The organism is Rhodoferax potami (assembly GCF_032193805.1).
GTDB classification, from domain to species: Bacteria; Pseudomonadota; Gammaproteobacteria; order Burkholderiales; family Burkholderiaceae_C; genus Allorhodoferax; species Allorhodoferax potami_A.
In genome coordinates, this window is sequence record NZ_JAVBIK010000001.1 from 3,136,310 (window position 1) to 3,155,458 (window position 19,149).

20 protein-coding genes and 1 pseudogene are annotated in these 19,149 nt (G+C 58.4%); 9 read left to right on the top strand and 12 right to left on the bottom strand.

Annotated elements, in window-relative coordinates; genetic code table 11:
* The first annotated feature begins 187 nt into the window (after positions 1-187).
* Positions 188-439: an energy transducer TonB gene (locus tag RAE19_RS19470; RefSeq protein ID WP_430962579.1), complete on the top strand. Its 252-nt coding sequence runs from the start codon at positions 188-190 to the stop codon at positions 437-439.
* A 23-nt stretch (positions 440-462) separates the two neighbouring features.
* Here RAE19_RS19470 and RAE19_RS15095 read toward each other — a convergent pair whose 3' ends face one another.
* A complete protein-coding gene (locus tag RAE19_RS15095; RefSeq protein ID WP_313875661.1) occupies positions 463-1,350 on the bottom strand; it encodes a DMT family transporter in 888 nt (295 codons plus the stop codon).
* Positions 1,351-1,428: 78 nt separating this feature from the next.
* Positions 1,429-2,601, bottom strand: coding sequence for an aromatic ring-hydroxylating oxygenase subunit alpha (locus RAE19_RS15100; RefSeq protein WP_313875662.1), 1,173 nt, complete (start codon positions 2,599-2,601; stop codon positions 1,429-1,431).
* Between the two features lie 198 nt (positions 2,602-2,799).
* On the opposite strand from RAE19_RS15100, the gene xseB reads away from it, so the two are divergent.
* From xseB to RAE19_RS15125, 5 genes and pseudogenes are all read left to right on the top strand, one after another.
* The gene (gene xseB, locus RAE19_RS15105) at positions 2,800-3,051 is read left to right on the top strand and encodes an exodeoxyribonuclease VII small subunit (RefSeq protein ID WP_313876249.1); all 252 of its coding nucleotides are present in this window, start codon (positions 2,800-2,802) and stop codon (positions 3,049-3,051) included.
* Positions 3,048-3,995, top strand: coding sequence for a polyprenyl synthetase family protein (locus tag RAE19_RS15110; protein ID WP_313875663.1), 948 nt, complete (start codon positions 3,048-3,050; stop codon positions 3,993-3,995). Before xseB ends, RAE19_RS15110 begins: the two co-directional genes overlap by 4 nt.
* A 63-nt stretch (positions 3,996-4,058) precedes the next feature.
* Positions 4,059-5,953 (top strand): annotated as a pseudogene (gene dxs / locus RAE19_RS15115) (1-deoxy-D-xylulose-5-phosphate synthase).
* 204 nt (positions 5,954-6,157) lie between these two features.
* On the top strand, positions 6,158-7,237 hold the full coding sequence (locus RAE19_RS15120; RefSeq protein ID WP_313875664.1) for a TRAP transporter substrate-binding protein: 1,080 nt from the start codon (positions 6,158-6,160) through the stop codon (positions 7,235-7,237).
* Between the two features lie 304 nt (positions 7,238-7,541).
* Entirely contained in the window at positions 7,542-8,801 is a 1,260-nt protein-coding gene (locus tag RAE19_RS15125; RefSeq protein WP_313875665.1) for a putative Na+/H+ antiporter, read from the top strand.
* Positions 8,802-8,847: 46 nt separating this feature from the next.
* On the opposite strand, the gene RAE19_RS15130 is transcribed toward RAE19_RS15125, so the two are convergent.
* Both RAE19_RS15130 and RAE19_RS15135 read right to left on the bottom strand, forming a co-directional pair.
* Entirely contained in the window at positions 8,848-9,336 is a 489-nt protein-coding gene (locus RAE19_RS15130; protein WP_313875666.1) for a MarR family winged helix-turn-helix transcriptional regulator, read from the bottom strand.
* A 57-nt stretch (positions 9,337-9,393) separates the two neighbouring features.
* Entirely contained in the window at positions 9,394-10,146 is a 753-nt protein-coding gene (locus tag RAE19_RS15135) for a 4-hydroxy-tetrahydrodipicolinate reductase (protein WP_313875667.1), read from the bottom strand.
* 90 nt (positions 10,147-10,236) lie between these two features.
* Here RAE19_RS15135 and RAE19_RS15140 point away from each other — a divergent pair, with 90 nt between their 5' ends.
* The 3 genes from RAE19_RS15140 to RAE19_RS15150 are packed head-to-tail and all read left to right on the top strand — an operon-like array spanning position 10,237 to position 12,123.
* Positions 10,237-11,076 carry a chloride channel protein gene (locus RAE19_RS15140; protein WP_313875668.1) on the top strand — a complete coding sequence of 280 codons (840 nt, stop codon included), beginning with the start codon at positions 10,237-10,239 and terminating at the stop codon, positions 11,074-11,076.
* On the top strand, positions 11,066-11,569 hold the full coding sequence (locus RAE19_RS15145) for a chloride channel protein (RefSeq protein WP_313875669.1): 504 nt from the start codon (positions 11,066-11,068) through the stop codon (positions 11,567-11,569). Before RAE19_RS15140 ends, RAE19_RS15145 begins: the two co-directional genes overlap by 11 nt.
* An 8-nt stretch (positions 11,570-11,577) precedes the next feature.
* The gene (locus RAE19_RS15150) at positions 11,578-12,123 is read left to right on the top strand and encodes a universal stress protein (RefSeq protein WP_313875670.1); all 546 of its coding nucleotides are present in this window, start codon (positions 11,578-11,580) and stop codon (positions 12,121-12,123) included.
* Between the two features lie 220 nt (positions 12,124-12,343).
* Here RAE19_RS15150 and RAE19_RS15155 read toward each other — a convergent pair whose 3' ends face one another.
* The 8 genes from RAE19_RS15155 to RAE19_RS15190 form a co-directional block, all read right to left on the bottom strand.
* Positions 12,344-14,164, bottom strand: coding sequence for a TRAP transporter large permease (locus RAE19_RS15155; RefSeq protein WP_313875671.1), 1,821 nt, complete (start codon positions 14,162-14,164; stop codon positions 12,344-12,346).
* Positions 14,165-14,767, bottom strand: a complete 603-nt coding sequence (locus RAE19_RS15160) for a TRAP transporter small permease subunit (protein ID WP_313875672.1) — start codon at positions 14,765-14,767, stop codon at positions 14,165-14,167.
* Positions 14,768-14,997: 230 nt separating this feature from the next.
* Positions 14,998-15,393: a fluoride efflux transporter CrcB gene (crcB, locus tag RAE19_RS15165; protein ID WP_313875673.1), complete on the bottom strand. Its 396-nt coding sequence runs from the start codon at positions 15,391-15,393 to the stop codon at positions 14,998-15,000.
* A complete protein-coding gene (locus tag RAE19_RS15170) occupies positions 15,393-15,701 on the bottom strand; it encodes a ComEA family DNA-binding protein (protein WP_313875674.1) in 309 nt (102 codons plus the stop codon). Before RAE19_RS15170 ends, crcB begins: the two co-directional genes overlap by 1 nt.
* Before the next feature lie 20 nt (positions 15,702-15,721).
* On the bottom strand, positions 15,722-16,744 hold the full coding sequence (gene rfaD, locus RAE19_RS15175) for an ADP-glyceromanno-heptose 6-epimerase (RefSeq protein ID WP_313875675.1): 1,023 nt from the start codon (positions 16,742-16,744) through the stop codon (positions 15,722-15,724).
* On the bottom strand, positions 16,741-17,664 hold the full coding sequence (gene rfaE1, locus RAE19_RS15180) for a D-glycero-beta-D-manno-heptose-7-phosphate kinase (RefSeq protein ID WP_428984008.1): 924 nt from the start codon (positions 17,662-17,664) through the stop codon (positions 16,741-16,743). The genes rfaD and rfaE1 overlap by 4 nt, the downstream gene beginning before the upstream one ends.
* A gap of 10 nt (positions 17,665-17,674) precedes the next feature.
* Positions 17,675-18,832 (bottom strand): lipopolysaccharide assembly protein LapB, encoded by a 1,158-nt coding sequence (lapB, locus tag RAE19_RS15185; protein ID WP_313875677.1) that lies wholly within the window; start codon positions 18,830-18,832, stop codon positions 17,675-17,677.
* Positions 18,822-19,136: a LapA family protein gene (locus RAE19_RS15190; protein ID WP_313875678.1), complete on the bottom strand. Its 315-nt coding sequence runs from the start codon at positions 19,134-19,136 to the stop codon at positions 18,822-18,824. The genes lapB and RAE19_RS15190 overlap by 11 nt, the downstream gene beginning before the upstream one ends.
* Positions 19,137-19,149 lie beyond the last annotated feature (13 nt).

Consider the following 19,149-nt stretch of genomic DNA (forward strand, 5'->3'; position numbering starts at 1 on the left):
AAGTCAGCGATTCAACCTATTCACTTTTACCGCTATGCGCGCACTTCGGCAACTACTCGTCAGCTGCATGACTGGGCTCTCCATCATGGCATTTGCAAACCATGTGCTCGCGGACGAATCAGCGAAGTCAGTATGGCCCTCCACCGTTGTAAGGCTTGAGGACTTACGCCCACTCACGGATTTGAAAATGCGGGTTCCCGGAGTGGTGACAAAAGGCAGTGTGACGGGGCCGGCCATTCTCCGCGTGCACATAAGCGCGGAAGGGACCGTGCTCAGAACCGTACTAATGGAGTCTTGTGGCAACACTGATTTGGATGAGGCGTCATTGCACGCCATGCGTGTTATGCGATTCAGCCCTTACACCGTTGATGGTGTGCCGGTTGATGTAACGCTCGCTGTTCCGATGCACATTCCGAAACGGTTGGGCAGGTCGCATTAATCAAATGGCGTAGCCGCCCACAGTCAGTGCTCCTCAGCCGGCGTATGCGGCAGCAAGCGGGTGCGCAGCACGGTCGCCAGCACGCCGCTGGCAACGATGATGGTAATGCCTATCCAGCCGATCATCGGGATCTGGTCGCCGAACAAGGCCAGGCTGAACACCGCGCCGAAGACGATGCCCGAATACTGCATGCTGGCTACCACTAGGGTGGCGCCTTTGCGGTAGGCGCGGGTCATGCACCATTGGCCCATAGACGCCAGCACGCCAATGGGAATGACCCACGCGGCGTCCCGCCAATCCACCTCGCTCCACGGGGTGAAACCCGTGAAGGCGATGCCCACAGCGCCTACTATTGCGCTGCCCACTGAAAAATAAAACACGGTGCGCTCTTCCGGTTCGCCGGCCTTGCCCAGAGCTGTTACTTGCATATAGGCCAAGGCCGCGCCCAGGCCGGAGAGCAGCCCGATCAGCCCGGCAAACAGCTGGTTCTGGTCGATGGTGGGGCGCAGGGTCATGACCACGCCCACAAAGCCCATGAGCACCGTGCCTAGAAGCGCGCCTTGGGGTTGCTCTTTGCCGTAGAGCAGGGCGCCGCCCACTACAAAGGCTGCCACCCAGACACCGCTCATATAGTTCAGCGTCATGGCAGTAGCCAGCGGCAGGTGGGCAATGGCGTAGAACCAGCTGCCCAGCGAAACCACGCCGATGGTGCTGCGCCACACGTGCATCATGGGCACCGGGGTGCGCAGGGTGGAGCCGCTGGCCCGCACCACAATGCCCATGAACACTATGCTCACCAGACCGCGGTAGAACACAAGCTCAAAAGTGCCAAAGCTGTTGGACGCGTACTTGATGCCCACCGCCATCAGCGCGAACCAGAACGAGGCCAAGACCATCCAGAGAGCTTGCATAGAAATTAGCAATAAAAAGCCATCAGCCCCCGTATTTATTGGGCTGATGGCTATGGTTTTGATAGTGATTTAAACCGGTCAGGCGCCGATCGCGCTACCTAGCTTGCGCCGGTACCACTCGTGGAAGTGTTGCATGCCGTCTTCCATGGGGCTTTGGTAGGGGCCGACTTCGTTGTCGCCACGGTCAAACAAGGCGCGGCGGCCGGCGTCCATGCGTTCACCTATCTCGTCGTCTTCGATGCAGGTTTCCATGTAAGCGGCCTGCTGAGCCTCCACGAATTCGCGCTCAAAGGCGGCAATCTCTTCGGGGTAGTAGAACTCCACCATGTTCATGGTCTTGTTCACGCCCATCGGGAACAGGGTGGACACGGTCAGCACATGTGGGTACCACTCCACCATGATGTGGGGGTAGTAGGTGAGCCAGATGGCGCCGTATTGCGGGGGCACATTGTTGCGGTAGCCCAGCAGGGCCTTGTGCCAGCGCTCGTAGGTGGGGCTGCCGGCCTTGCCAAGGCGGTTGGCCACGCCCACGGTTTGCACCGAGTAGTTGTCCTTGAATTCCCAGCGCAGGTCGTCGCAGGTCACAAACTGGCCCAGCCCGGGGTGGAAGGGACCTACGTGGTAGTCCTCCAGGTACACCTCGATAAAGGTCTTCCAGTTGTAGTTGCACTCGTGCATTTCCACCTTGTCGAGCACATAGCCCTCAAAGCTCAGGTCGGCACGCGGGCCCATGTTCGCGAGTTGGGCGGCCACATCCACACCGCCTTGGGCGCGGTGGTCTTCAAACAGCAGGCCGTTCCACTCTTGCAACGGGTAGTTGTTGAGGTTCAAGCAGGGGTCGTGGGCGAAGTGGGGCGCACCGATCAGCGTACCGCTTTGGCTGCCGTTCTGGCCAGCGTGGGCGCCGCTGTAGGTCCAGCGATGCAGCGGGCACACAATGTTGCCGCTTTGCACTTGGTTGCCGCTATGGGTGAGCGAGCCACGGCCCTTGAGCATGATGGCCTGGCGGTGGCGGCAGACGTTGGAGATGAGTTCAATGCCACCGGCATTGCGCACGAGTGCCCGGCCTTCTTTTTCTTGGGGCAGGGCGTAGTAGTCCCCGACGTTGGGGACGCTCAAAGAGTGCCCCACATAACGGGGCCCTTGCTGAAAGATACTTTGCATTTCAAGCGCATAAAGCGCCGGGTCAAAGTAGCTTGAAACTGGTAGTTGGCTGTTCGCCTGCTGCAGTTGAAGACTTAAATCAGACATGGGTGACCTGACCTAAAGACTCCCCACAGGGGGATGCACCATAGTGCGCGGTGAATGGGAGCCGGCCAGCCCAGATGCGGGTGGCCGGAAGCGGGAGGGGCGATTGTACCCATCCTGCGCGCTAGGCGGCTGTCTCTAGTTCCGTTGGTGGCAGTCTGATGCGCCTAAAATTGCACTTTGATTACAAGTACCTCTTTCATGCCCAAGGCCAGTACCCCCTCTCACGAAGCCCTGAAGCTGCCCCTCCCGGATACCTACGAAGCGTCCATGTTGGAGCTCGAAGCCTTGGTCGGCCGGCTCGAGTCCGGCGACCTGCCTTTGGACCAATTGCTCACCAGCTACCAGCGCGGTGCCGCGCTGCTACAGCACTGCCGTGACAAGTTGCAAGCCGTTGAGGAGCAAATCAAGGTGCTCGACGACGGGGTCTTGAAGCCCTGGAAGCCGCAATGAGCGCAGAGGCCAAACCTTTGAACGCTTTTGACCTAGACCTGTGGATGCGCGAGCGTCTGGACCGCGTGGAGCGCGCGCTGGACACCTGGATCACCGCAGAAGTGCCCCAAGGCGAAGACCACGGCGCGCCGGCCGCGCTGGTCGACGCCATGCGCTACGCGGTACTCGATGGTGGCAAGCGCTTGCGCCCGCTGCTGGTTCTGGCCGCCCACGAAGCTGTAGCGCCACTGGGGCACGAGTGTGATGCGGGTGCCTTGCGGGCTGCCTGCGCGGTCGAGCTGATCCACGCTTATTCGTTAGTACACGACGACATGCCCTGCATGGACAACGACGTGTTGCGCCGCGGCAAGCCCACGGTACATATCCAGTTTGGTGAAGCCAGTGCCCTTTTGGCCGGCGACGCCTTGCAGGCCTTGGCCTTTGAGTTTTTGACTCCGCAAGACGGATCGGTGCCCTGTGTGGTGCAGGCCCGTTTGTGCGGTTTGCTGGCCCGCGCGGCTGGCAGTGCAGGTATGGCAGGCGGGCAGGCGATCGATCTGGCGAGTGTGGGTTTGCCCCTCACCGAAAGCCAGCTGCGAGAAATGCATCAGCTCAAAACCGGTGCCTTGCTGCAAGGCAGTGTGGTGATGGGTGCGCAATGCGCGCAACCCCCGGCGAATGTGCTGGCCGCACTGGAGGCCTATGGTGCCGCCATCGGCTTGGCGTTCCAGGTGGTCGATGACATTCTGGACGTAACGGCTGACTCGGCCACCCTGGGTAAAACTGCGGGCAAAGACGCAGACAACGACAAGCCCACCTATGTCTCCCTGATGGGGCTGGAAGCCAGCCGTAACTACGCCCGCTCCCTCCACGAGCAAGCGCTGCAGGCGCTGCAAACCAGTGGTTTGCACAACACCGCAGCGTTGCAGGCCTTGGCCGGCATGGTGGTGGACCGGGCTTATTAAATATGTAAAAAATGCCTCTGGCGCTCATGGAGTGTGCGCAAGTAGCTACTAAAAGAATAGCAAATGTCACCTGATAATCTCTCTGCAGCGCCCCTGTTGGCTACGATCAACGACCCCGCTGCCATGCGCCGTTTGCAGCGCCCGCAGCTGCAAGCCCTGGCCGACGAGCTGCGCCAGTTTCTGCTGCACAGCGTGGCCGGTACCGGTGGGCACTTGAGCTCTAACCTCGGCACTGTGGAGCTCACCGTCGCCTTGCACTATGTGTTCAACACGCCGAATGACCGGATCGTGTGGGATGTGGGCCACCAGACCTATCCGCACAAAATCTTGACCGGCCGGCGCGACCGGATGCAGAGCCTGCGCCAGTTCGGCGGGCTCTCGGGTTTCCCGCGCCGGGAAGAGAGTGAATACGACACCTTCGGTACCGCCCACTCCAGCACCTCGATTTCTGCGGCGCTGGGCATGGCACTTGCCTCCCGCATCAAGGGCGAAGACCGCTACTCGGTCGCGGTGATCGGCGATGGCGCCATGACGGCTGGCATGGCGTTTGAGGCCATGAACAATGCAGGCGTTGAAGACTGCCGCCTGCTCGTGATCTTGAACGACAACGACATGAGCATCAGCCCGCCGGTGGGCGCGCTCAATCGCTACCTGGCCCAGCTGATGAGCGGCCAGTTTTATGCAGCCGCCAAAAATGTGGGCAAGAGCGTGCTCAAGGGCGCGCCCCCCTTGTTTGAACTGGCCAAACGGCTGGAAGAACACGCCAAGGGCATGGTGGTGCCGGCGACCTTGTTTGAGAAATTCGGGTTCAACTACATCGGCCCGATCGATGGGCACGACCTCGACTCCCTGATCCCGACGCTGGAAAACATCAAGCACCTCAAGGGGCCCCAATTCCTGCACGTGGTGACCAAAAAGGGCCAGGGCTACAAGTTGGCCGAGGCCGATCCGGTCGCCTATCACGGCCCTGGCAAGTTTGATCCTGCGGTGGGGCTGGTCAAGCCCGCCACACCGGGCAAAACCACCTTCACACAGGTTTTCGGCCAGTGGCTGTGCGATACCGCGGCGGCCGACGAGCGTTTGGTCGGCATTACCCCCGCCATGCGCGAAGGCTCTGGCATGGTCGAGTTTGAAAAGCGCTTTCCTGCGCGCTATTTCGATGTCGGCATTGCGGAGCAGCACGCGGTGACCTTTGCCGGCGGGCTGGCAACCGAAGGGCTCAAGCCGGTGGTGGCGATTTACTCCACCTTTTTGCAGCGCGCTTATGACCAGCTGATCCACGACGTGGCCCTGCAAAATCTGCCGGTGGTGTTTGCACTGGACCGCGCTGGCCTGGTGGGTGCCGATGGGGCAACCCACGCCGGCGCGTATGACATTCCGTTTTGCGCTGCGTTCCCAACATGAGCATTGCCTGCCCGGCCGACGAAAACGAGTGCCGGCAGCTGCTCAGCACCGCGTTTGCCCAAAATCACCCGGTAGCCGTGCGCTACCCGCGCGGCAGTGGTGCCGGTGTGCAGGTGTCGCCGTCTTTGGAAGGCTTGCCTTTCGGCAAAGGTGAAATCCGCAAGCAGGGCAGCGAGATCGCGATTCTGGCCTTCGGCACCTTGCTCCACCCGGCCCTGGCGGCCGCAGAGGCGCTGGGCTTGACGGTGGTCAACATGCGCTGGGCCAAGCCCCTGGATGTTGATTTGTTGCTGCAAATCGCAGCCACCCACAGTGCGCTGGTCACGGTGGAAGAGGGCGCCACTATGGGGGGCGCAGGCTCTGCCGTGATGGAAGCTCTGCACGCCGCCGGTGTGACCCTGCCAGTGCTGCAACTGGGCTTGGCCGATGAGTTCATTGAGCACGGCGACCCCGCGCATTTGTTGCGTTTGCAGGGCTTGGATGCGGCTGGTATTCAGGCGTCTATCCGCCAGCGTTTTGGTCCTTTGCTGACCCATTTGGTGGGTATCGTGTAAGTTGGCTGTCATCTCCGCGCACGAAGGTCTTCGCCAGGCTTGCAAGAAGCTGAAGACCCCGTGTGCCGAGGGCACTTGCCGAGGGAAAACCCCCACGATTGACGGCACCCGCCTTCCTACAATCGCGCTTGACTATCAGAGTCCTTGAGGGGCGACTCTATTGCCCCCCAAGCTGGTTACAACACAATTACCGGAGTAAAGCGAATGGATCGTCGTTCAATTATCAAAAACGCAGGCATCGCCGGCGTCTTGGCTGCAGGTGCAGCCCCCGCAGTGCATGCGCAGGCCGCCATCCGTTGGCGCCTCGCTTCCAGCTTCCCCAAGGCGCTGGACACTATTTTTGGCGCAGCAGATGTGTTCGCCAAGAAAGTGGGCGAAATGTCGGGCGGCAAGTTCACCATCACCACCCACGCTGGCGGCGAGTTGATGCCCGCATTCGGCGTGGTAGACGGTGTGCAGAACGGCACCGTGGAAATGGCCCACACCGCTCCTTACTACTTCTTCGGCAAGGACGAGACCTTTGCCTTGGGTTGCGCGATTCCTTTCGGCCTGAACAGCCGTCAAATGACCGCTTGGATGTACGAAGGCAACGGCGGCAAGCTGATGCGCGAGTTCTACGCCAAGTACAACATCGTCAACTTCCCTGGCGGCAACACCGGCGCGCAAATGGGCGGCTGGTACCGCAAAGAAATCAAGTCTGCGGCAGACATCAAAGGCTTGAAGTTCCGCGTGGGCGGCTTCGCCGGTAAAGTGATTGAACGCATGGGCGGTGTGCCACAAAACATCCCTGGCGGCGAAATCTACACCGCGCTGGAAAAAGGCACGATTGACGCGGCAGAGTGGGTCGGTCCTTACGATGACCAGAAGCTGGGCTTCGGTAAAGTGGCTCCGTTCTACTACTACCCCGGCTGGTGGGAAGGCGGTCCCCAGTTGGACTTCTTCATTAACGACAAAGCCTTTGCCGCTCTGTCGCCTGAAAACAAGGCCATCGTTGAAGCAGCTGCATCCTACGCGCACGTGGAAATGCAAGCCAAGTACGACGCCCGCAACCCCAAGGCTCTGAAAGAGCTGGTGGGTGCCAAAGTCAAGGTCATGCCTTTCCCGAAAGATGTGTTGGACTTGGCGTTCAAAGAGTCCATGGCTCTGTACGCTGAAATCAGCGCCAAGAACCCCAACTGGAAAAAGGTCTACGACGACTACGCAGCCTTCCGCAAGGACCAGAACCTGTGGTTCCGCTTCACTGAAGCGCGTTTCGACAGCTTCATGCAGGCACAAAAGCTGTAATCCAGCTCGCGTTTAACCCGCTCCAAAAGCCCCGCTCTGCGGGGCTTTTTTTATAGTTCCACCAAATACGTTAATGGGCAGGAGACGGAGTGACGAAAGTCACAACCGTCGGACCAAGAAGCGTCTATCTGCGACTTTCTGTTTGGTCGGTCAGATGTGATGAACTGTCACGGGCATCAGCTGCTGTTGAGCCCAGTGTCGGCAAAGGGGCGCCTCAACGTAGAATGCCTGTCGGGTGTCACAGCGTCATGCTGGAGGGCAGGTACAGCGAAGGTCGGGCCGCCTCGCGATTCAATCACGCCCCATGAATTCGCCTACTACTATTCAAATCATTGGCGCCACCCTGTTTGGTCTGGCTGTCCTCCACACTTTTTCTACCAAGTTTTTTGAGCATCTGGCGCATACGCAGCCACGTCATGCAGGAATCTGGCATTTGCTGGGAGAGGTGGAGGTCGTATTCGGTTTCTGGGCTTTGGTGCTGGTCCTGTTTATGTTCAGCATCAACGGCAAGTTGGAGGCTACGGCTTACCTCGAGTCCAGAAACTTCACTGAACCGATGTTTGTATTCGCCATTATGGTGATCGCAGGTACCAAACCCATCCTCCAGTTTGCAGATGGTTTGGTGCGAACCGTTGCTCGTTTTATGCCGCTTCAACGAGGCATGGCACTGTACTTCCTAGTCCTTGCCCTGGTCCCCGTGCTAGGATCATTCATCACAGAGCCTGCAGCGATGACTTTGGCGGCGCTCATTTTGCGGGATACGCTGTTCTCGCGGGAGACTTCTAATACGCTTAAGTACGGCACTATCGGCGTTCTTTTCGTGAACATTTCCATCGGGGGCACATTAACCCCGTTTGCGGCTCCCCCCGTTTTGATGGTGGCGGCCAAGTGGAACTGGGACATGTGGTTCATGATCTCCACATTTGGTTGGAAGGCCGCAATAGCTGTGGTCTTCAATGCAGGCGTCGCCATGCTGATATTCCGCGAACAATTGGGTCATATGGCAGCCAAGCCATCCGTTAAGCCTGTTGCTGTCCCATTTTCTGTGGTGATGGTTCACCTGTGCTTTTTGGTACTGGTTGTTGTGTTTGCACACCATCCCGTGCTGTTTATGGGTCTATTCTTATTTTTCATGGGATTTACCACGGCCTATCAGCGCCACCAGAACCCTCTGATCTTGCGTGAGGCTTTGTTGGTTGCATTCTTTCTTGCCGGGTTGGTCGTGTTGGGCGGCCTGCAGCAATGGTGGCTGGAGCCTGTATTGATGCGCATGGACGCAAACGCGGTATTCTTCGGCGCCACCGCACTCACAGCAATTACAGACAATGCGGCGCTGACGTATTTGGGTTCGCTGGTAGAGGGATTGAGTCTGGAGTTCAAAACGGCACTGGTGGCAGGTGCTGTCACTGGTGGTGGACTGACATTGATTGCCAATGCCCCCAACCCGGCTGGTGCTGCAATTCTCAAGGAAAAGTTTGCTGACAATGCCATTCACCCACTTGGACTACTGGTAGGTGCGCTACCCCCTACTTTGGTTGCAGTAATGGCATTTAAATTTCTGTGAATGAGGCCAGCTCGGAGGACGTCGAAGCAGTTTCGGCGTCTTGCCGCTATAGGTGAGCTAGCGGGATGTTACCGGCCCCTTCATCCGCTGCCAGCACCTCCACCAGTTTCTCTAAGTCCCGGTTGAGGCTCTCCAGGGTTGCCTCATCTAACTGTCGCAGTGCATCAGGCAATACACCCTCAAAGGGTCCAGGCATTTTTTTAAGTGCCTTTTTTCCCTCTGGTGTTACGCGTAATTCAACGACACGTTTGTCTTCCGCTGACTTCGTTAGCGTGATCAGCTCTTTTTTGAGCAAGACCTTTATCAAGTTACTTGCGGTGGATTGGTGAATGTCCATCTGGGTGGCAATTTCACCAACGCCCAGTCCGGGGCTCCTCTGCACAAGGCTCAGTGCCCAAATTTGGGCACCGCCTAGGCCAGTGTCTTTTTCCACTTGCCTAAAGTGGGCTCTGACAGCATTGAACACCACTCGGAACTGCCTTAACGCACGCGCGGCGTCGTCTGAGTGCTCCATGGAGGGTTGAGATTTTTTCATCAGCACACACAAAACGAAGGGCCCCCAATGATACGGTGGCACGTTCCGACGTGGCAGCTAACGGGCGTATCCCTCCAGGATTTGGGCTCTCACTCGCTTCATTAACAAATCTTCAAATGTGTAGAAACCGTTGGAGCAACCTCTAAGCTCATTAAGAGCAAAAGCAGCGCCGGTACCAAATGCCTCGCGCTTAATGGAGTCGTGAATCAGTCGCACAGTCTGATAGGGGAATCCAAAAATCACCTCGTGGTGCCCCACGATACCGCCCAAGCGCATGGAAGTGATTTTTTCCCCACCAACGTCAAGACTTTCAGCGATTTTTTTTGCAGTACCTGAGACTTCTGGCTTTTCTCGAAAGTGTTGCTCCAAGATCTCTACGTCAGCAAACGGTGCTATCTCTCTTAACAGGCGTGCTGCCATGATCAAGAAGTTGATACCAACAGTGATGTTGGGCGAACACAGCACCTTGGCATGTTGTCCTAGAGTTCGAATATCGGCAAGTTGAGCATCGTCGTACGAGGAAATCGCCGTCACTAAAGTCAGCCCTCTGCGCCGTATCTCGTCAGCGTAGACTGCTGCCGAAGTAGCATTTGAGAAATCCACCAGCGCATCCACCGGATGCAGATCCAGCCATGTGGAAAGATGATCTTTTGACAGCGCGGTCACTGGAACACTGCGGTCGCCCAACGCCACTGTAGTCGGGTTCCCACTGCGCGTGGCAATCCATTGCAATTCATAGCGAGTGTCTTCGCTTAGCACTTGAGCCACTGCGCTGCCAGCCTTGCCGTATCCAATTAAGCCAACTCTCATACAGGTCTCCTTCCTGGTTGTTGCATTAAATACATTTGTGCAAATATAACAAATACATTTGTACCAATGTATAATTGCCCCAGTGATCACATGGATGACCCCCCAATGCGGCAGCACCCTCACATTTACTCTTCTTTCAAAAATGAACTGTACGATGCCCACCTGTGGAGAGGACGTGCGCTTTTTATCTCATTCGCAGCGTTAGCTGGACTCACCGTAGTCTGCTTTACGTGGCTCACTGAACACGCGCTTGCAATATTCTTCAAAGCGCAGAGTGGCTTCTGGTGGGCGCCGCTGGTTTGGACCCCACTGTGCGCCGCAGCTATCGTTTGGATCACAAGGCGCTATTTCCCGGGTGCAGCTGGCTCGGGTATTCCGCAGGTTATGGCTGCCCAAGACCCGGAAGTCTCCGGCAGCACTCGCGGCCTTTTTGTTTCATTGAGACTCGCCTTAGCCAAAATGGTGCTTACCGCGTGGGGCCTCCTGGCGGGTTTGTCTCTTGGCCGCGAAGGCCCCTCAGTACAAATAGCCGCGGGCGTCATGCATAGCGTTCGTCGTTGGCTGCCAAAGCGTTCGCAGATCAGCGAACATAGCCTTCTTGTTGCGGGAGGAGCAGCTGGCATTGCCGCCGCATTCAACACTCCTTTGGGTGGAGTGATGTTTGCCATTGAAGAGTTGACACGTAAACCTGAGCATCGCAACCACGGACTGACCATTGCAGCGATCGTGCTAGCCGGGTTGATGGGGATATCGGCCTACGGTAACGGCAGTTACTTTGGTGTCATCAGAATCGATGGGTTCGGCTGGAGCGCGTTGCTGCCAGGCGTTATGGTGTCGCTGGCATGTGGTCTTCTTGGGGGCTTGTTTGCGCGCTTGCTCGTAGTGTCCTTCAGCCGGCAATTCCCTGGACTGGTTCACCATGCAGCGTAAGGCGCGGCCAGTGGCTTTTGCAGCGGCGTGTGGGTTTAGTGTTGCCGTGATTGGTGTGGTGACGGCAGGGGATACCTTTGGCAGTGGATACGCGCATACCAAAGCTGCTTTAGAAAATAGTGGCGACACAAACGCTCTATATGTGCTTCTGAAGTTTGTCACGACTTGGCTCACCGCATGGGCGGGTGTTCCCGGTGGTATTTTTGCGCCATCGTTGGCCATTGGAGGTGCCCTTGGAGGTGACTTCGCGCAATGGACTTCGTATGCCAACCCACCCACCCTCATTGCCTTGGGAATGGCTGCTTTTTTGGCTGCTGTGACCCAAGCGCCTCTCACTGCGTTCATCATCGTTATGGAAATGGTGGATGGTCATGCGCTGGTGCTGAGCCTGATGGCCAGTGCCCTTTTTGCCAGTGCTGTGTCGCGCTTGATTAGTGCCCCTTTGTATGCATCGTTGGCAGAGCTACAACTCACACGCCTGCCTAAAGCCTGAGGTTCTCCATGGTCCGAAAAATCCTTGCTGTCGTGGACGCCAGACCGGTTTCCCAATCCGCCATTGACCAAGCCATTGAAATGGCTCAAGCCCATCGTGCCGACATTTTTTTCTTCGGGGTGCTACCCCACTACGACTACCCAGCCGTGGACTTGCTTCCGGTGGCCAACTTTCCGGAAGAAACCCTGCAAGCGAAGTCCGCCATAGAAACCTCACGCTTATTAGCCGCGGCAAGTGCATGGGCCGAGAGATGTGGCGTCCATAGCCACCGTGCGACTTCAGTGGCGGGCGATATTGCTCATGCAGTAGCAGATGCAGCTGAGAAACGGCATTGCGACTTAATTGTGGTGGGCAATGAGGACAACAATGCCGTGCTGCGCTTGCTTAATGGCAACATAGTCCCCGGACTCATTTCGAAGTCCACTGTGCCAGTGCTGGTTTGTAAGGATCGCCCTTTGCGCACGACACATGCCAGCTCTCTGCGCCGCTTTTCCAATGGTCGCCCACCCGCTCGTGAGACGGGTACGCGCGACTATGACGAGCCCAATGATTGAACGCGACAGCCCCTGAAGACAGGTGTGCCCAAGTCGTTTTGTCTGTGCCGCTATGGGTCCCATTGCGTGGGTTGAGCCGGAGCCAAGCAGCTTCTAACTGCGAGGTTTCTTGGTAGGGGAAACTCCACGGGTGCGACTTAGTAATACTGGCTTCGCGCCCATAAAAAAGGCCGGAGCAGCGTGCGCTGCTCCGGCCTTGGAGTCTGTGTTTCAGGGCGCGTTACGGCTTCTTCGCAGCGTCCTTGGCAGCATCCTCGAGTGCTTTCATCGGATCTTCTTCCGCAGCCGCATCAGCAGCAGGTGCTGCCGGTGCATCCTTGGCACCGGTGTCCATGCCGGCCAATGGGTCTGCTGCCTCTTCCGCTTTCGGGGCATCGAGCTGTTCCATGATCTGGTCAGCGCTCAGTGACTCGGCTTTCTCGATACCACCGGTAACCAAGGTCGGGAATGCAATCACTGCCACCACCATGATCAACTGCAAGATGATGAAGGCGATCGAGCCTTTGTAGATCTCGATGGTTTTGACCGAGGGAATCAGCTTGCCGGTGACCCGGTCTTTGTAGTCGAACTTGGCGGCGACGCTGCGCAAGTAGAACAACGCAAAGCCGAACGGTGGCGTGAGGAACGAGGTCTGCAGGTTCATCGCGATGATCACACCAAACCAGATCATGGCCTGGTCAGGTGTCATGCCGGGCACCAAGCCGGGCAAGATCTTCTCGGCCACAGGTGCCAGCAAGGGGATCACGATGAAGGCGATTTCAAAGAAGTCGATGAAACAGCCCAAGATGAACACCAGAATGTTCACCACCACCAGGAAGCCCCAAGCGCCGCCTGGAATCTTGTCAAACAAGTGCTCGACCCAGATGTGACCGTCGGCTGCGTTGAAGGTGAAGCTGAAAACGGTCGAGCCGATCAAAATGAACAACACGAACGATGCGAGCTTGGCGGTGTTTTCCAGCGCTTGCTTCAACAGCGGGGTGTCGAGGCGCTTCTTGCCGAAAGCCAGAATCAATGCGCCCAACGCACCCATCGCGCCACCCTCTGTCGGAGTAGCAACGCCCAAGAAGATCGTGCCCAGCACCAAGAAGATCAGGATCAGCGGTGGCATCAACACAAAGGTGACCTGCTCTGCCAGTTTGGACAACAGGCCCAACTTGCTAACACGGTTGATGATGGCCAATGCCAAGCCGGTCAAAGAAGCCAAGGTCAACGACAGGATGACGATTTCATCGCCGGCAGAAGGGGTTGCACGCTCGAGCCACTTGGTCAGCAGGCCGTCATGCACTTGCGCCCATGCGTAACCCACACCCGCACACACCAGCACCAGGGCCAGCAAAGACTTGTGGCCGGAGGCGCCGTTGTCTTCTTTGTACAGCAGGGCCTCAGGAGGCAATGCGGGTACCATGGCCGGCTTGAAGATCGCCACGGCAACAATGAAGGAAATGTACAAGCCCACCAGCAGCAAACCGGGAATCAAAGCGCCGGAGTACATGTCGCCCACCGAGCGGCCCAACTGGTCGGCCAGCACGATCAACACCAGTGACGGTGGAATCGCTTGGGCCAAAGTGCCCGAGGCGGTGATGGTACCGGTCGCAATCGTGCGGCTGTAGCCGTAGCGCAGCATCACGGGCAAAGAAATCAAGCCCATGGAAATCACAGCAGCAGCCACCACACCGGTGGTAGCAGCCAACAAGGCGCCCACCAGAATCACGGCAATCGCCACGCCACCGCGCACGGGGCCGAACACCTGGCCTACGGTTTCCAGCAGGTCTTCTGCCATGCCGGAGCGTTCCAGAATAATCCCCATGAAGGTGAAAAACGGAATCGCCAGCAAGGTGTCGTTCTGCATGATGCCGAAGATACGCAGCGGCAAGGCCTGGAACAAGGCGGCCGGGAAAATGCCGGCCTCAATACCCACAAAGCCCAGTGCCAAGCCGGTAGCGGCCAGGCCGAAGGCCACAGGAAAGCCGGTCAACAGAACGATGAACAGCGTGATAAACATCAGGGGCACAAACTGTTGTGCCAAGAGCGTGGTTTGCATTTATTTGTCTCCAGCCAACAGCTTGGCGGTTTGGGCTTCGAGCTCTTCGAGCTTCTTCTGGTCGTCAGATTTGGAGTCTTCGCTGCTCAAGACATCGGGGCCGTTGCCGGTGAGGAAGGCGAGACGCTTGATCAGTTCCGACACACCCTGCAGCATCAGCAGCGCAAAGCCCAGCGGAATCAACACATAGGCGGGCCAGCGGATCAGACCACCGGCGTTTTGCGACATTTCACCGCTCGCCAAGGCTTGCATAAAAAACGGCCAGCCGAGCGAGATGCTGATGGCGCAGAAGGGGAACAGAACCAACAGGATGCCGCCCACATCGACCCAGTTGCGGGTGCGGTCACTCAGTTTGGTGGAGATGAAGTCGATACGGACATGCGAGTTCTTCAACAAGCCATAGCCTGCGCCCAACATGAACACAGCAGCAAACAGGTACCACTGGATTTCCAGCAAACCGTTGGAGCTGACGTTGAAGAACTTGCGGACCAGCGCATTGCCAGCGCTGATCAAGGTTGTGGCCAGAATCAGCCACATGGTGAGTTTGCCGACCCAGGTGCTGACCATATCGATCAGCCTGGACAGTGAGAGCAGGGGTGCCATGGTGTCTCCGTTTGTAGTTATCCCAATGCCGTGCGCGGGCAAGCACAGGCGCGTATCAAGAACCTACGGAGTCTAAGCCTTACCCCCCCTTTTGCGGCTGAACAAACCCTGACAGACAGGCTAGGGGTAAACGATGGGGTCGCAGTGCTGGCCAGGCACTGGATGGGGCTGGCGGAGCGCTTGTGCCAGCGCCGTCTTTTTTAATCAAAAGCAGCTGTAGCTCCCGAAAATCATGCGCGGGTAGCTATAAAAAATGTAGCGGTACGGAGGCCGGCCAGTGTCAAGGCCAAAGAGCCCAGCAGGTGAATCGCAGCTGTGCCCAAGGCGAGCAGGTAGCGCTGTTGGCCGAGCATGGCCACCACCTCTGCAGAGAAGCTGGAGAAGGTGGTGAGTGCCCCCAAAAAACCGGTGACGAGCGCCAGGCGCCAGGCCGGGTCCAGCTGTGGCATGGCTTGAAAGACGGCCACACAGATGCCGATCAAATACCCGCCGATCAGGTTGGCAGCCAGGGTGCCCCAAGGCAGCACTGTGCCCGCCGTGGCAACCGGGTTCAGCCAAAGGCCCAGTTGCCAGCGCGCCAGCGCACCGGTGCATGCACCCAGACAGATAGCGACTACCGACAACATCATTTCTCTGGCGCAGTAAAAGCGGCGCCGTTGACCGTCAGCCCTTGGCTGGACAGTTTGGTCGCAGTTGGCGGCTTGATACCTTTGACCCGTGCCATGAAGTCGCCCCAGTCTTGAAAGGCGCCGCTCTCACGGGCTTTCAAAATGCGGGCGGTGCTGCTGGGGCCGAGGCCGCGCAGGCCATCGAGTTGGGCCTCGGTGGCTTGGTTCAGTTCCAGTGCGTGGGCTGCGGTCATCCCCATCAGCAACACGGCCAAAAAGCTGAGCGCTCCGCGCTGGAAGCGGGAGCGTGTGGGCAAGTGGCTCATCGGCAGCTCCAGTGCGGGTATCAGGCTTTGCGGCTGGCGAGCCAGTCCACATACCGGCTCACGCCGGTTTGCACATCGGCGAAGGTGTGGTCGCAGCCGGTCGCGCGCAGGGCGGTCAGGTCGGCCTGGGTGTAGCACTGGTATTTGCCGCGTAGCGCATCCGGGAAGGGCACGTATTCCACCAGCCCTTGCTGGGCGATGTCATCCAAAGGCAATGCGGATTCGCCGCGCAGGCGTCGCATGGCGTTGACCACCGAGCTGGCTACGTCGTTGAACGGTTGTGCGCGGCCGGAGCCGAGGTTGAAGATACCGCTTTGGGCCGGATGGTCGAAGAACCAGAGGTTGACCGCCACCACATCGTCAATGAACACAAAGTCGCGCATCTGGCCGCCTTGCGGGTAGCCACCGTATTCGCCGAAGAGCTTGACCTTGCCTTCCGCGTTGAACTGGTTGAATTGGTGGAAGGCCACACTGGCCATGCGGCCCTTGTGCTGCTCGCGTGGGCCGTAGACGTTGAAATAACGGAAACCCACGACTTGGTGGGTGCGGCCGGCTTTGGTGCGCTCAAAATTCGCGCCACACTCGCGGCGCATGCGCTGGTCGAACAGCAGCTTGGAGTAGCCATACACATTGAGCGGCGCCTCAAAGGCGGGGTCTTCGCGGAAGGTGTCGGAGCCGCCATAAGTGGCGGCACTTGATGCATACAACAGCCGGGCGCCACGCTTCTGGCAGGCTTGGAACAGGTGCCAAGACAGCGTGTAGTTGTTGGCCATCATGTACTTGCCGTCTTGTTCCATGGTGTCGCTGCAGGCGCCTTCATGGAACACCGCTTCGACCTGGCCGTAGTGACCGGAAGCGAACTCGTCGTAGAAGGTGTCCATATCGACATAGTCAGCGATCTTGAGGTCGACTAGATTGCGGAATTTGTCGCCTTGCTTGAGGTCGTCGACCGCAATGATGTCGGTCATGCCGCGGGCATTGAGACCGGCAATGATGTTGCTGCCAATGAAACCGGCCGCGCCGGTGACCACGATGCGTGTCATACAAAAAGCTCCTCATAAGACACCGTTGCGGTGCCGAATTTACCCACCACAATGCCGCCCGCCCGGTTGGCAAGGGGCACGGCGTCCCGCAAGCGCATGCCTGCGCCCACCAAGGTGGCCATGGTGGCGATCACGGTATCGCCTGCGCCGGTGACATCAAACACTTCCCGCGCTTGGGCGCTGACATGCAGATGGCCGTCGGCATCAAACAGGGTCATGCCTTCTTCGCTGCGGGTGAGTAACACGGCATCGAGTTGCAGTTGCTGGCGCAAGGCGTGCACTTTGGTGTGCAGCTCGTCTTCGGTGGCCCACGCGCCGATCACTTGTTGCAACTCCGCGCGGTTGGGAGTTATCACCGTTGCCTGCTGGTAGCGCGAATAGTCGCTGCCCTTGGGGTCGATAAAAATCGGCTTGCCTGCCGCACGGGCACCGGCAATCATGTCGCTCACGTGGGCGAGGCCGCCCTTGCCGTAGTCGGAGAACAAAATCGCATCGTGTTCTGCCAACAGCCGGGTGAAGGTCGCGGTCTGGGTCGCAAGGACTTCGTTTTTCGGGGTGTTTTCAAAATCGAGCCGGATCAGTTGTTGCTGGCGCCCGATGACCCGCAGCTTGACCGTGGTCTTGAGGTCGGAGTCCCGCCCGAAGTGGGTGCGGATACCGGTTTTGGCGACCAAGGCCTCCAACTTGTGGCTGGCTTCGTCATTGCCCACAACGGTCAACAGCGAGGCCTGTGCGCCTAGGGTGGCGGCATTGAAAGCCACGTTGGCGGCACCGCCACAGCGCTCTTCTTCATGGGTGATGCGCACCACGGGTACCGGAGCCTCGGGGGAAATACGATCCACGGCGCCGTACCAATAGCGGTCCAGCATCACATCGCCAACGACCAGCACGCGGGAGGCGGAGAGTTTGTTTTTTGTCATGCTCATAGGGTTAAAGCTCTTCGACCCGCCGTGCCGGGTAGCTGTCCCAAGCTTGGCAGCCCGGGCATTGCCAGAAGTGCACCTTGGCTTCGAAGCCGCAGGCGGCACAGCGGTAGCGGGTCAGGGGTTTGACGGCGTGGTCTAGCGCCCGTTGCACCTGGGGGTGAAAGGCTTCGCGCTCCAGTTTTTCACCAGCAATCCATTTGGTGGCGGCGACCAGTGAGGGCTCTTTTTCGAGGTGGCGTGCATACCAGTCGCGTGCGGTGGGGGTGAGTTCGCTGCTGCTAGCTTCCAGGGTCACGATGGCGTCCAGCACATCGAGCGATGGCACGTCTAAGTAAGTGTTTTTGAGCAGTGCCAACGTGGCTTCGCCTTCGCCGGCTGCCAAAGCGCTTTGCGCCAGCAGTGGTGCAATCAAAGGGATGGCCGAGGGAGCTGCGTACAAAGCTTCTGTGAGCGTTTTGCAAGCCTTGGTAGCTTGGCCTGCGCGTGTCCACAGCGCTGCCAAATCCATCCGCGGGCGGGGAACCTGCGGGGCACTCGCAATGGCTTGCTCGAGCAGTGCGCGGGCGGATGACTCGTCGCCTTGGGCGAGCAGTGTGGCCGCCTGTTCGCACAGGTAGTGCGCCAAGCGACCGGTGAAGCTGCCTTGGCCGGACGCTTCGAGCTTGCGTGCAATGCCGGCGGCGTGTTCCCAGTCGCGCGAGCGTTCGTAATTGGCCAAGAGCGCCAAGCGGGCTTGCGCCTCAAAACGGGTGCCTTCGAGTTTGAGCAGGGCTTCTTCCGCGCGATCCAGCAGGCCGGCTTTCAGGTAGTCCAGCGCCAGGGCGTGTTGGGCGCGATGCTGGTCGTCCTGGCTCAAGTCGCCACGGGACAGCAGGTGCTGGTGCACACGCACCGCACGCTCATACTCTCCCCGCCGGCGAAATAAGTTGCCCAGCGCGAAGTGCAGTTCCGAGGTGTCGGGGTCGCTTTGGACCGCCTCAATGAAGGCGTCAATCGCCTGGTCTTGCTGCTCGTTGAGCAGGAAGTTCAAGCCCTTGAAATAGGCTTTGGGGGCTTGCCGGTTTTCGATGCGCAATTGGCGCAAGTCCAAACGGGAAGCGAGCCAGCCCAGCACGAAGGCAATAAGCAGGCCGATCAGCAGTAGCGAAATATCAAAGTCCATGCGGGGGCACTAAAGGCAGTGCATTGGATTCGGCGGCAAGCGTGGCGCGTGCGGAGTCTGCATCAGAGCGGGCCCGGCGGGCCGCTTTGCGGTGCCGCCACCAGCGGGGCACCATGCCCAAGACACCGATCAACAAACCGGCTGCAAAGGCACACAGCACGACTAACACCATGGGCGCTGTCCATCGCGTACCGAAGAAAAAATACACGGTCACATCGCCTTGGTTATTCAGGGCGAAAGCGAACAGGGTAAAAAAAATGGCCGCTTTAAGTAGCCACTTAAAGAGCCATGCGATCTGTTTCATTGATCTCCTCGTT